Annotated in this window: 9 protein-coding genes; 3 read left to right on the top strand and 6 right to left on the bottom strand. The window is 56.1% G+C overall.

Annotation, left to right across the window (positions count from 1 at the left end):
- Window positions 1-324: 324 nt before the first annotated feature.
- Window positions 325-1,704, top strand: coding sequence for a glutamine synthetase family protein (locus CH74_RS17215; protein ID WP_048308776.1), 1,380 nt, complete (start codon window positions 325-327; stop codon window positions 1,702-1,704).
- A 216-nt stretch (window positions 1,705-1,920) separates the two neighbouring features.
- Window positions 1,921-3,402 carry a Na+/H+ antiporter NhaC family protein gene (locus tag CH74_RS17210; RefSeq protein ID WP_048308775.1) on the top strand — a complete coding sequence of 494 codons (1,482 nt, stop codon included), beginning with the start codon at window positions 1,921-1,923 and terminating at the stop codon, window positions 3,400-3,402.
- 77 nt (window positions 3,403-3,479) lie between these two features.
- Here CH74_RS17210 and CH74_RS17205 read toward each other — a convergent pair whose 3' ends face one another.
- From CH74_RS17205 to CH74_RS17185, 5 genes are all read right to left on the bottom strand, one after another.
- Window positions 3,480-4,043 carry a glycine zipper 2TM domain-containing protein gene (locus CH74_RS17205; protein ID WP_048308774.1) on the bottom strand — a complete coding sequence of 188 codons (564 nt, stop codon included), beginning with the start codon at window positions 4,041-4,043 and terminating at the stop codon, window positions 3,480-3,482.
- A 133-nt stretch (window positions 4,044-4,176) separates the two neighbouring features.
- A complete protein-coding gene (locus tag CH74_RS17200) occupies window positions 4,177-5,466 on the bottom strand; it encodes an FAD-binding oxidoreductase (protein ID WP_048308773.1) in 1,290 nt (429 codons plus the stop codon).
- Between the two features lie 139 nt (window positions 5,467-5,605).
- Window positions 5,606-6,370: a glutathione S-transferase family protein gene (locus CH74_RS17195; protein ID WP_048308772.1), complete on the bottom strand. Its 765-nt coding sequence runs from the start codon at window positions 6,368-6,370 to the stop codon at window positions 5,606-5,608.
- Window positions 6,371-6,485: 115 nt separating this feature from the next.
- Complete coding sequence (locus tag CH74_RS17190; RefSeq protein WP_048308771.1) at window positions 6,486-7,550, bottom strand: spermidine/putrescine ABC transporter substrate-binding protein; 1,065 nt, start codon at window positions 7,548-7,550, stop codon at window positions 6,486-6,488.
- A gap of 79 nt (window positions 7,551-7,629) precedes the next feature.
- Entirely contained in the window at window positions 7,630-8,385 is a 756-nt protein-coding gene (locus CH74_RS17185; protein WP_048308770.1) for a Crp/Fnr family transcriptional regulator, read from the bottom strand.
- A 397-nt stretch (window positions 8,386-8,782) separates the two neighbouring features.
- Here CH74_RS17185 and CH74_RS17180 point away from each other — a divergent pair, with 397 nt between their 5' ends.
- On the top strand, window positions 8,783-13,393 hold the full coding sequence (locus CH74_RS17180; protein ID WP_082140481.1) for an EAL domain-containing protein: 4,611 nt from the start codon (window positions 8,783-8,785) through the stop codon (window positions 13,391-13,393).
- Window positions 13,394-13,480: 87 nt separating this feature from the next.
- Here the strand turns inward: CH74_RS17180 and CH74_RS19105 are convergent.
- Window positions 13,481-13,743: hypothetical protein (locus CH74_RS19105; protein ID WP_216594798.1), on the bottom strand; the 263-nt coding region annotated here is incomplete at its 5' end.

The raw sequence follows: 13,743 nt of genomic DNA, 5'->3' as shown, positions 1-13,743 counted from the left end.
CCCTCGACCTGGCGACGACAAGCGATCACCCCGACCAGCGGACGTTGTTGCATTACGGAACTCCTTTACTGGATGATTTTGTAGCGATGGTATTATTTACTCAACATAGCGCTGTTAATCATGCTTACCAAGACTTGCCATAGACTCTTCTTCCGACAAAAAACTAATTTTTATTAATCAACACCTTAAAAGGAAAGGATAGAATAGCATCCAAAAGTAGCAGACTTTTTTGCTGTAAAATAATTGACAACAATCCTTGCCAGCGCAGAATGAAACCATCAACACTCTTCGTTGGCACATTTTTTGATACAAAGGGACTTTCTCATGACGCCTGCATCAGACACTCACGAACCCAGTGATTTTCTTGAAAAGCACCCGGATGTCGAAAGCTTCGATCTACTGATCAGTGATCTCAATGGCGTATTGCGAGGCAAGCGCATCCCTCGGGACAATCTCCTCAAGGCCCATGAGAACGGCGTCAACCTGCCTGCCTCGTTGTTCGCTCTCGACATCAACGGCAACACCATCGAGGAAACCGGTCTGGGGCTTGCCACCGGCGACAGCGATCGCGTATGCCGCCCCATTCCCGGCACCTTGATGGGCACCCCCTGGCTAAGGGACGGTCGCCAGGCCCAGCTGCTGATGACCATGGAAGAGATAGACGGCAGCCCCTTCTTCGCCGATCCGCGCCAGGTGTTGAGCCGGGTGCTTGCGAACTTCACGGCGCGCGGTCTGACGCCGGTGGTAGCGCTGGAACTTGAGTTCTATCTGGTGGATCGTCGTCGCGACGAACGGGGCAAGGCTCAGCCCCCTTGCTCACCGGGCACCGGTGAGCGTGCCACGCAAAGTCAGCTCTATTCGATCAACGAGCTCGATGAATACGCGGATTTTCTCGAAGAGATCCAGCAGGCCGCCATCGAGCAGTCACTGCCCCTGGATACCGCTCTCAAGGAGTGCGCGCCGGGCCAGTTCGAGATCAACCTGATTCACTGCGACGATGCGCTTCGCGCCGCAGACAGCGCGGTGTTGCTCAAGCGACTGATCAGGGGAGTGGCACTCAATCATGATTTCGAGGCCACCTTCATGGCCAAGCCCTATGGCAACGAGGCAGGCAACGGCGCTCATGTCCATATCAGCTTGATCGATGAAGAAGGCCGCAACGTTTTTGCCAGCGACGATGAAGATCTGCTGGGCACGCCAGTATTGAAACAGGCCATCGCCGGCGTGCTGGAACTGATGCCGGCCTCCGTGGCAATCCTGGCACCGAATCTCAACTCCTTCCGCCGTTTTCAGCCAAGCCTCTACGTGCCCATGACCCCTTCCTGGGGCTATGACAACCGTACCGTGGCGGTGCGCATTCCTTCCGGACCCAACGCTGCCCGGCGCATCGAACACCGGGTGGCCGGTGCGGACGTCAATCCCTACCTGCTGCTGGCAACACTGCTGGCCTCGATACTGCACGGGTTGAATCATGAGCTGACACCGCCGGCACCCATCGAAGGCAATGCCTACGAGCAACTCGAGCCAACGCTGACCAATAGCTGGCTGCAGGCGTTGGATCTGTTCGCTGCCAATGACGTACTGGCCGAGGCGTTGGGACGTGATTTCCATCATGTGTATCACATCAATCGCCGGGAGGAGCGCGCCCAGGCCATGCAGGCGGTCAGCCCGCTGGAATATGACTGGTACCTGCGCAACGTGTAAACCAGAGGCGTACCGGGTGACGCTGCGCTCAAGCGCCTGAATTCAGCCCGCCTCCTTTTGCCCAAGACTCCAAGGCCGAGCACAGCACGATGCTCGGTCTCGGGAAACCTGTGCCCAAAATAAATCGTTCATTCCCGGGATTGATGTAATGACAACCACAAGACCACTGCCAACGTTTTGCCCCACACCTACCGACCCGCGTACAGGAGCCGAGCAATGAGCACGTCCCATCCCTTCGCCCCTTCTCTGCCCCTGGAGCGAGGTCAGCTCAAGCCACTCGCGCTGCTGGCGACCATCATTGCAATCGTCGGTGGGCTGACGCTCTATCACGAACCCGGCAGCGAGTTCGGCTGGATAAGCCTGGTGCCATCCGGGCTGGTATTGCTGGTCGCCCTGACGACCCGCCGCACTCTCGAGGCATTGGTCGCCGGGGCTCTGTCCGGGCTTTTCATGCTGCAGCCACAGAGCTATATCGGCGAGCTCGCGGACATCTCCCTGAGCGTCATGATGGACGAAACAATCGCCTGGCTGATACTGGTTGTGGGCTTGATGGGCGGCTTCATCGGGATGCTCGAAAAAGCTGGCTGCACCCTGAGTTTCAGCCACTTCATGCAGCGCCTGGTCAAGAGTCGGCGCCAGTCACTGCTCTGGACTTCGGTGTTGGGCATGCTGATCTTCATCGATGACTATCTCAACGCCCTGGCGATCTCCTCATCGATGAAACGTCTCACGGACAGCTACAAGGTATCTCGGGAAAAACTGGCCTACATCGTAGACTCCACCGCGGCGCCGGTCTGTATCCTGGTGCCGATCTCGACCTGGGCGGTCTATTTCGCCGAGCTGCTAGAGAGCAATGGCGCCACCGACGGCAACGGCATGTGGCTGTATATCGAGTCGATTCCTTATATGGTTTATGGCTGGGTCGCGCTGGGAATGGTGCTATTGGTCGCTGGCGGACTGATGCCGGATTTTGGCCCCATGAAAGCAGCCGAGGCGCGGGCCAAGGCAGGCCAGCCGATTCCCGACGGTGCTCCGGATGAACCTCTGGAAGATGAGAAGGCGCCGCAAGTCCATCCCTGGATGGGGCTGTTCAACTTTCTCGCCCCCATGGTAGTACTGATCGGCGCCAGCGCCTATTACGATATCGACCTGTTGATGGGAACGATCGTCGCCACCCTGTTCACCCTGGTACTGTTCCTGGTTCAGCGTCTAAGCACCTTCGATGCGCTGATGGATTCTATCTTGAACGGCTTTCGTATCATGATGCTGCCCCTGGCTATCGTAGCCGCGGGCTTTGTACTGAAAGACATCAACGAGCAGCTGGGCATGACCGAGTTCATGATCGAGACCTTGACGCCCTATTTGACCGTGGCGATCCTGCCCATGGTGGTGTTCATCTCCATGGCGATCGTGGTCTTCGCCACCGGCTCTTCCTGGGGCGTGTTCGTGATCTCGATTCCCATCGTGATACCCATCGCCCAGCACATGGAGGCACCCATGCCCTTGGTGGTCGGTGCCCTGCTCTCCGCTTCGAGTTTCGGCAGTCACGCCTGCTTCTTCTCGGATTCCTCGGTGCTGTCCTCTCAGGGCAGCGGTTGTCTACCCATGCAGCACGCACTGACCCAGATCCCCTATGCAGCGCTTGGGGCTGTCGTTGCCAGCATCGTCTTTCTGATACTCGGCTTCGCGATGACCTGATTGCAAGGGCATCCACTCCCCCAACGCAAGGACCCCGCTTCACGGCGGGGTCCTTGTCTACTGACGCTTAAACTGACTCAAGACGTGGTGTTGAAACTTTCACCGGCTGCCTGCCACTGGGGCTTGCCATCCACCAATGGTACTCGCTCGCCCTTGGGTGCTTCATCAAGGCGCGTATCGAAGACCTTACCATCAATACGGTACTCGATATCGTATCCCTTGAACTGTTCAGTCGTATCCGTCACGGTCCGACAGCGCTTTTCGGTCATAGTATAGGTGTCGCCTTGCTGCATGCGCCCCTGCACCTCACGCCCGGCGAAACCGCCCGCCACGGCGCCTGCGGCAGTTACGATCTTCTTGCCGTTGCCACCGCCAAATTGATTGCCAAGTACTCCTCCAACAATGGCTCCTGCCGCAGTGCCGGCAATACGGTTGGGATCCTTGCTTGGACGCTGACGAGTCATTGCAACATCGTCACACACTTCGCGAGGTGTCTCGACGGTATCAGTGATGCGCTCGACGTTGATGATTTCGGCATACTGCGGCGTCGGGCTCGCTGTCTGGATCTGATAGGCCCCGAAGGCTAGACCGCCTAGCCCCAGTACCGCAAGTGTGCTGCCGACAGCAATGGATTTACTCATGGGTCGCCTCCTCGTTTCTTCTTGATAATGCGAGTAATACCGAAACGAAGTTTACTCTGAAGAGGCGATCGAATAAGTTTTAGAACGCTGTTTCCTTATTCTTTGTCATATCAGCATTGCCGAGAACAAGCGCTCAGGCTCCCAATGCATCGCGGGTTCTGTAATACCAGCCGCCCAAGGCCGTCAGCGGCACACTCAACAAGCGTCCACCCGGAAAAGGTAAATGCGGTAGCCCGGCAAACACATCGAAGCGCTCGCGTTGCCCCTGTATGATCTCAGCAATCAAGCGCCCGGCCAGATGGGTACAGGTCACGCCATGCCCGGAATAACCCTGAGCATAATAGACGTTGTCATTGATGCGTCCGAACTGGGGCAGGCGATTCAACGTCAGCAGGAAATTACCGCTCCAGGCATAGTCGATCTTCACCCCCTTGAGCTGCGGAAAGGTCATCTCCAACTTGGGACGGATGACGTTCTCGATACTGCTGGGGTCCTGACCGCCGTAGCTGACGCCGCCCCCATAAATCAAACGGCGATCGCCGGATAGACGGTAGTAATCGAGTAGATAGTTGCAGTCCTCCACCGCACGATCGTTGGGCAGAATGTCTCGCGCCTGTTCTTCGCTGAGAGGGGCCGTGGTAACCACTTGCGTGCTGGCCGGCATTGACTTGCCTTCCAGAGACGGCATCAGTCCTTTCATGTAAGCATTGCCTGCTAGCACCACCCGCTCGGCAATGACGCTGCCTTGGGGGGTTGTAAGTCTTACCGGCTCGCCCTGAGCGATGTCCGTTACCGGCGTCTGCTCATAGATCACGCCCCCGAGGGATTCGAAGGCCGCTGCCTGACCCAGCACCAGATTGAGTGGATGCATATGGCCGCCGGAATGATCGAGCAAGGCGCCGGTATAGCGTTTGCTGCCGATCTCGCGCTGGTAGGCCTGGCCTTCCAGCAACTCCAGTTGATCGTTGCCGAAACGCTCCCAGAGCGCCTTGTGCTCGACAAGCCCTTTCATCTGCTTGGCATTGCAGGCCGCGAACAGATTGCCTTCCTTGAGATCGCATTGAATGTCGTAGCGCTTGATACGCTCGCGAATAATGCGATTGCCCTCGAAGGCCATGTCGCCCAGAGCCTTCGCTGTATCGGTACCGTATTTGTCTTCGATGACATCCATGTCGCGACTGTAGCTATTGACGATCTGTCCGCCGTTACGCCCGGAGGCGCCAAAGCCAACCCGAGCCGATTCTAGCACCACGACCTGCTGCCCTTTTTCTGCCAGATGTAAGGCCGCGGAGATGCCGGTAAAACCGGCCCCCACGACACAGACATCGCAGCGAATCTCTTTTTGTAACCCAGGGCGTTCAGGACTGGGATTGGCCGAGGCGGCGTAATAGGAACCTACATGAGACGTGCTAGGCGATGGCATCGACGTTCTCCAGATAAGCGTTTCTTTTATTCAACGTATGCCCGTGATAGTACGTCACTTGGATCAAATCTCTCAAGCAAGTGGTACTTTATTTAAAACACTTAGAGTCACGAAATCTGTCGAAGTCGCTTTTTTCTCGTCAGATGAATGCGTTTTCAAGCTCTAGATAGTTCCCGCTCTGCTCTCGGATGGTTCTGCCCTGATCGAGAATCTCAGCAGAGACATCCTTGAAATGCGGTCGGCTGGCGATCGTCTCGATCCACTGGGAAACCCGCGGATAGCCCTTGAATTGATAGCCAATCGCGACGACCTGATAAAGCTCACAGACGGTGGAGAGATCAGCAAGCGTCGGATGTTCGCCGCCGCATAGCGTGGCCGGGGATGAACCGTCCGCGCCCTGCCCTTCAAAGTGGGATTCCAGCATCGCCAGTCCGGATTTCAAGCCTTCCTGCAAGGGTCTGATCTGGGTGTCCTGAAGCTCGTACTTGAGCATGGGCAGGGTCAGGTGCAGGTTCATGATGGGATGAAAGCTGTCATAGCTTCGAATGTTGCCATGATGCCAGGCCAGCCACTGATCGATTTCGGCGCTGCGGCGAGGGCCCTCATCGCCTGGATACCAACGTCGCGCCTGTTCCTGATCACCTGCCTCACGACACACATAGCGCAGGATCGCATGGCTTTCCGCCAGCCGAAAATCCGCGTTGCTGGATTGCTCGTCGCCGGCGCTGATCAGCGTTGGTATGGACTTGAACGCATTGATCTGCTCTGCAAACCAGGGCTCGCGTGCCTGCCCGTTGGCAAAATCAACTTCGTGCCATTTATAAGGCACCTCAAGCTCCCGCAACAGTATTTCGACGGCGCGACAGGGCTGGGATAAACGATGTGCGTATAACGTTAGTGTCATGGTCATGAAACCAGTATGGCAGTTGGATATGATAGGTTCAGAGCGACTGTATTCATCGCTTTAGCCACGAAAAACGATCAGCCTAGTGATCGTTTTTCACAACACCTTGCAAGCCTCAGCGGCTTCTCACCTCGTTCCAAAGCTGCTGCAACAGCTGAAGCTGATCGCCCTCGATCAGAGGCGTGGTCACCAGGGTCTCGCGCTGCTGGGTGCTCAAACGCGACGACTCTTTGAGCTCCGGAGCAACCTTGTCCAGCGCTGCCTCATTGGGGGTGCGATAAAAAGCATAGTTCGCCGACCTGGCGGCATTTTCCGGGCGCTGCAAGAATTCGATGAACTGATTGGCGAGTTTCGGGTGCGGGGCGCGTTTGGGGATCACCAGCGTATCGACGCCTAGCTGGGAACCCTCTTTCGGAACGAAGAACTCCAGATCGCCGTAGGTCTCCGGGGAGTCCGCCTTGCGATAGTCGAGATCGCCGCTATAGGTCACCGCCACCTCGGTGACACCTCGGGCGATCTGATCAATGGCCGCAGTGCTGTCGACGAAGCCGGTGAAATTGTCGCGATCGAGCACCTTGCTCATCAGTCTGGCCGCCTCGACCCAAGGCTCTTGTCCTACGCAATTGAAACCCGCGCCCTGGTAGGCACAGGCCATGCCCAGGCTGACCTGAGGATCGCCACCCAGCAGGGCAAAGGGCTGATCCGGATTGACTGACGGATCAAACAGTAGACTCCATGAGTGCTCTGGATCGTCGAAGGTCTTGGTGTCGTAGACGATACCGGTAACCCCCCAGAGATAAGGAACGCTGTAGAGTTCGTCAGGGTCGTAATCCGGACGACGAAAGGCTTCCATCAGATTGTCGCGATTGTCGATGATCTCTAGGTTCAACTCTTGAATCAGACCTGCATTGATCAGCCGTGGCACAAAGTAGTCCGTGGGTACCACCACGTCGTATTGCGCATCGCCCCCGGCGGCCAGTTTGGAAAACATCTCCGCGTTCGAGGTGAAATAGCTTTGAACCACCTCGACGTCATATTCCTGCTCGAAATCCTTCAAAACCTCAGGATCCATGTACTCGGTCCAATTGAACAGATACAGCTTGTCTGCGGCACCGGCTTGCAGGCTCAGGGCCAGCAGACAGACACCCACCATGGAAGGCAGTGAGGAAGAGAGGCGCATATCGGGAATCCTTGTGAGTCAGTTTTGTTTGTCAGGATTCCATCATAATCGGAATGGTGATTCCGGTTAATGGTTTACCTCAAGCTTTCATCTGTCGCAGGTATTCCGCCAAGCCATCCATCTCGTCGCTGAGATAATCGCCATCGAAATCCGTCTCCGTAATCAACCTTCGTTCGTCCAGGATCTCGATGTGGTGGCGATGCTTGATGAGTATGCCGTCTCGTTCAAGGCAAGCCAGGGTGCGGTTGACGTGCACTATTGTAAGCCCAAGCACTTCGCCCAGCATGGCCTGGGTGAGCGGCAGATAGAACTGATGGAAGTCGGTGGTATGCAGCTTATTGAGTCGGATATGGGTTTCGACGATGAAATGCATGATGCGCGAACGGGCGCTGCGGTGAATGGCCATCAGCATGCGTTCGGTGAGCATCGCTTCCTGCCGCGCGATGGCGGCCAACAGAGACAGGGTCAGCGCTGAGGATCCATCGATGATATCGACGATGCGCTTATGGGAAAAAACGCTCACCGTGCCCCGGGTCAGCATCCGTGCCGTGGTCTTGTGCTTGGCGAAGGTCAGATCGCGCAGTCCGACGATATCGCCGGGAAGCAAGACATCGATGATATGACGTTGGCCATCGAGTTTGTCCCGATAGGTGTAGGCCCAGCCGCTTTGAATGATATAGAGCTTTTCAACCTTGTCCGCTGCCTGCCATAGCACGGACTTGTTTACCATACTATGACAATTTTTTTCCAGCCCTAGAAGAAACGACTGATCCTGATCGCTTAGGGACAAGTAGCGGCCTAGATTTGACAGAATGGCGCTAACTTCTTGCGTCATAAAATAGCCTTTTTGGGCATTTGCAGAGCCTTTGAACAAGTGCAAAACCTTGAGGAAATGGGCGCGTCACGACTAGGCGGACAGGCGAAACCATGCCACCATTTCTGCAGATGAAAGCAAACTGGGATCTTTAACTTAGCAAAATCGAAAATGACGAATCCTGATCATACGAAACAGGCGTCCATTTAAAACTTTCTAATTTACTTAGTATAGAACAAATGCAAGCAATTAAATGCGGATCGCGCTCAAATATAAGACAGGTTAATAATAACCTAACGCGTTCTCTCGATAGCTAATTAATAAATACTAAAAAAATGATACGAACGTAATTTAAAAAGGTTAAAAAAACATATTTTAAATTAACTTTTACTATAATAGTTGGATTGCTGGGGAGCATATGGAAACACATCGCCTATCGACTAAGACAGACGGCGCCAAGAATTCGCTTGGAACAGATGCGTCAAGGGTACCGGTTGTGGCACTCGGCGCCTCTGCGGGCGGGCTCGAATCCTTTCAGCGCTTCTTCGATGCAATGCAAGACGCGCCTGGCGTCGCCTTCATGCTGATACAGCATCTGGCGCCGGATCATGAGAGCCTGACGCCAAGCCTGCTCGCCCGGCACACCGCTATGCCCGCCACGGCCGTCACTGAGTCCACCACGCTCCAGGCCAATCATGTCTATGTCATTGCCCCGGATACGGAGCTGACCCTGAATGATGGAAAGCTCGAGGTTGGCGTGCGCAGCGACGCCGCCGGTCACTGGCGACCGATAGACCGCTGCTTTGCATCGCTTGCCCAGGCGCGGGGAACCGATGCCGTGGCGATCATACTCTCGGGTACCGGGACCGACGGCACCGAAGGCGCAAGCGAGATCTCGACCCATGGCGGTCTGGTGCTGGTTCAGGACCCGGAAAACGCCGGTTTTACCGGCATGCCGGAACATGCGATCAAGGCTGGCGTGGCCGATTATGTAATGCCCGTGGAAGCCATGCCGGCCTGGATCATCGACCACTTGCACCACAACGACGATGGCCAGCCGGCCTACAGTCGCACCGAACGCGATGTCAAAGCCCACTTGTCCGATGTTCTTGCGCTGCTGAAAGCACGCACTCAGTTCGATCTCAGCGACTATCGGCCGGGTACCCCCGTGCGTCGAATCGCAAGGCGCATGGCATTGTGCAATATCCAGCATGTCACCGACTACCTGGAATATCTAAAAGCGCACCCCGCCGAACTGGATCAATTAATTCAGGATCTGTTTATTGGCGTGACCCGCTTTTTCCGCGATCCGGTGGCGTTCGACTATATCGAGGAGCACGTCATCACACCTTTGGTGCGCACGAAACCCGAAGGCGGTTCGCTACGCCTCTGGGTCGCGGGCTGCGCCAGCGGTGAAGAAGCCTACTCGCTTGCCATACTGATCGCCGAGCATCTGCGCTCGGCTGGTAAACGACTCGATGTGCGTATTCTGGCCACCGATATCAACGAGAAGGCGCTGGCTTATGCCCGAGCCGGCGTTTATTCCGAACAGTCGCTCAGCACGCTCGATAGTAAGCGCAAACAGACCTATTTCAACGCGCGGGGCAGCAGTTACCAGATTCATCGCGAGCAGCGAGAATGGATCACATTTGCCCGCCATGATCTGCTTTCGGACCCTGCATTCGCCGCCCTGGACCTAGTTGTCTGCCGCAATGTGCTGATCTATTTCGCCACGCCAACCCAGGAGCGTGTGGTGGGCATGTTTTATCATGCGCTCAATCCCGGCGGCTATCTGTGGCTGGGCCTCTCCGAGACCCTGGGCGCACAGGCGGCGCATTTCGATACCCTATCGCGCAGTGTCCGACTGTTTCGCCGTACCGGCACGTCCGTAGTGCAAACGGCGACACCGTCAGGTGTGGCAGCCGGGGACGCCATCTATCGCCAGTCCGCGCCTCGCACGCGTACACACACAAGCCTGGGCGACGCCGCCCGCAGTGTGCTGCTGGAGGAGTACGCACCGGCCTCAGTGGTGATCGATAGTCAGCTTGACATCCTGTATTTTCAGGGTGATGCCCAGGCATACCTAACATTTCCCAGCGGCGAGGCCAAATTGAACCTCAAGCGCATGGTCCGCCGTGGACTGAAACGCGCGATCGGCGATGCCGTACAACAGGCTCAGCAAAGCAGCAAGTGCATCACCGTCACCACCGCATTCAATCGCAATGGCAAACGCTGCCCCGTGCAGATTGCAGCTCGCCCGCTACGTCGGCCCGACCTGTCCGAAGACTTGTTGCTGATCTCGTTCATCGATTCGGACAACGAACCGGCCCAAGCCGATAGGGTCGATCACATGATTGCTGATGATGAGTCCCTGGTCGCACAGCTTGAATATGAACTGCAGGTCACACAACAGGAGTCGCAGGATTATATCCAGCGCCTGGAAGAGGCCAACGAAGAAACCGGCGCCATGAACGAGGAACTCCAGGTCACCAATGAAGAACTGGAGGCCTCGAAAGAAGAATTGCAGGCGCTCAACGAAGAGCTACAAACCGTCAATACCGATCTGCAGGGCAAATACCAAGAGCTAGAGGTGGCCCGCAATGACTGGCAGAACCTGCTAACCAGTACCGATATCGCGACTCTATTCCTTGACTCAGAGCTGAATATCCGCCGCTTCACTCCGGCGGCACAGCAACTTTTCCAGCTGATCGACAGCGACCAGGGGCGCCCGCTGAGCGACATCGCCAGCCGCTTCGATGAAAGCGAGACGCTGCTCGTCGAGGCGCAGACGGTGATCGAGACGTTGACGCCCAGCGAGACAGAGGTGCGCTCCACGGATGGACGCTGGTACGACCGGCGGATTCGTCCCTATAGCACCTGCGAGGATGGCGTCGACGGTGTCGTAGTGACGTTCGTTGACGTGACCGAACGCCAGCAGGCCGCGCTTGCACTCGCTTCCGAGCACGCACTCGCCGAGCATCTGATAGAAACCCTACACGAGGCGGTCGTGGTGCTCGACGAAAATCTTTGTGTGTTATCCGCCAACCGCTCTTTCTACACCGTTTTCAATATGGCGCAGAACGACGTCGAAAAACGGTCCATTTACGATCTGGATGGGGGGCAATGGGGCACGACACACCTGCGCAGGCTATTGGAAGACCTGAAGACTCGAGGTACCACCTTCAAAGACTACGAAGTGACGCTCGATGGTGCGCTCGACAATGCGACCGCCGGTGAGCGCGTCATGCTGCTCAATGCTCGGCGTCTGGATGATGTTCAAGACGAAACCTCGGTACGCATTTTGCTGGCAATGACCGATATCAGCCACCAGAAACGCGAGACTCAGGATGCGCTTGCGCTTGCGTCCACCGAGCATCGATACCGGGTGCTCTTCGAGGCCATTCCGATGCTCTGTTTCACGCTCGAAGTCAACGGCCGTATTCTTTCCAGCAATCGTTATGCTGAGCAGACGCTGGGTATCGAACAGAACATCTTGGTCGGTCGCAGTTTCATCGAGCTGCATCCAGACGACAAGCAGCAGGTGCGCAACGGTCTGGCCGGCCTCGCTCAGGCGCCGAGCAAGGTTCAGCGCTGGGAGACACGCATCGTGTGCGCCAAAGGCATTCTGCGCTGGATGCGCGAAACCGTCCGCGCCATCGGGCAGGTCAACTCGACCCCCACCATTCTTGTCCTGTGCGAGGACATCACCGATGAACGCCGGCTGCCAGAACTTGCTTACCATGCCAACCACGACAGCCTGACGGGCCTTTTGAATCGACGCGAGTTCGAGCGCCACGCGAATCAGTTGATCCATAGCGCCCAAGATGAGCATGCAAACCATATCATGGGGTTTATCGATCTCGACCAGTTCAAGATCATCAATGACACTGCCGGTCACCTGGCCGGTGACGCGGTACTACGCCAGGTTGCACAGATGCTGCGCCTGCGAATACGCGACAGCGATATCCTCGCTCGCCTTGGGGGTGATGAATTCGGGCTGTTACTCAGCCATTGCACGATTGCCGATGCCCAGCGGCTTGCCGATCAACTGCTCAACGACATGCAAGCACTGCACGCGTCCAACGAGACAGAAGTGCTGCCGGTCGGCATGAGCATTGGGTTGGCGGCCATCACCGACTTCTCAGCTGATTACACCGAGGTATTGAGAGCCGCCGATGCAGCCTGTTATCAGGCCAAAAGCCATGGCCGCCACCGCAGCTATGTCTATCAGGATCTAGACATGGCCCTCACCCAGCGCCAAAGCGAATTCAAGTGGGTTGGCCGAGTGACCCGCGCATTGAAGAACCAGCGGCTACGACTGATGTATCAGCCCATCGTGCCGATGGCAGTCGCGATGCAGGACAATACCCACAAAAAGCTTCATGGCTGTGAATTGCTTTTACGGCTGATCGAGCCGGGTGGTCGCGTTGTGTCCGCCGGCGAGTTTCTGCAGGCCGTGGAGCACTACGGCCTGATCAGCCAGCTCGACCAGTGGGTTATCGCCGCTGCCTTTGACTGGCTGCGGGACCAGCCTGCCATTGCCGAGGGGCTCGACACCTGCACTCTTAACCTGTCGGCTCAATCGCTTAACGACGAGCAATGCCTGGGTCTGTTGCGCAAGCGATTGACCGATGGCAGCGTGGCGTCTAACAAGATTTGCCTGGAAATAACCGAAACCGCCGCAATCCGTCATTTGGACGGCGCTCTTCAATCGATCGAAACACTTCATGGTTTGGGCGCTCATTTCGCCCTGGACGACTTCGGCAGTGGATTGACCTCGTTTGCTTATCTCAAGACGCTACCGGCCTGTTTTCTCAAGATTGACGCCTCCTTGATAGCAGGACTGGACAATAGCGTAAATCGGGCCATGGTGGTTTCCATCAATGAAATCGCCCATCTCATGGGGAAAAAGACCATTGCCGAAGGTGTCGAAAATAGGAACGTACTGCCGACACTAAGCGAGATTGGCTTGGACTTCGTTCAGGGCTATGCGCTGGGTAGACCACGCCCAATCGACGAGTTTAATTGACCGCTTACTGTTAGTTGCATGTGCCGTGTTTGTTTAGGCAAGTTTACAACGGCTGTATTCAGCCGCTTCTTTTTAGAATTGAAAGCGCTATGCCACATCCCTCAGGCGCTGGTGACACTCCTGCAAGACTTGGCATTGAATCAGACGCTGCTCGGTGAACTCATCCAGCAAGTCATGCATTTTGGCCGACTGATTTGCCTGGCACAGTTGGGAATAGAATTTCAGCGCTTTTCCTTCATCTCGTAATGCCTGACCCAGCATGACGCATGCCATTTTTTTATTGATGACAAAGTGTAACCATCCCCTAAAATCGGTACATACGTCATTAGAGTTCTTCGGCCTACAATGAG

This window comes from Halomonas sp. PR-M31, assembly GCF_001039575.1.
Lineage (GTDB): Bacteria > Pseudomonadota > Gammaproteobacteria > Pseudomonadales > Halomonadaceae > Modicisalibacter.
The sequence above is the reverse complement of the archived record's forward strand: the minus strand, read 5'-3'. Positions and strand labels throughout refer to the sequence as shown.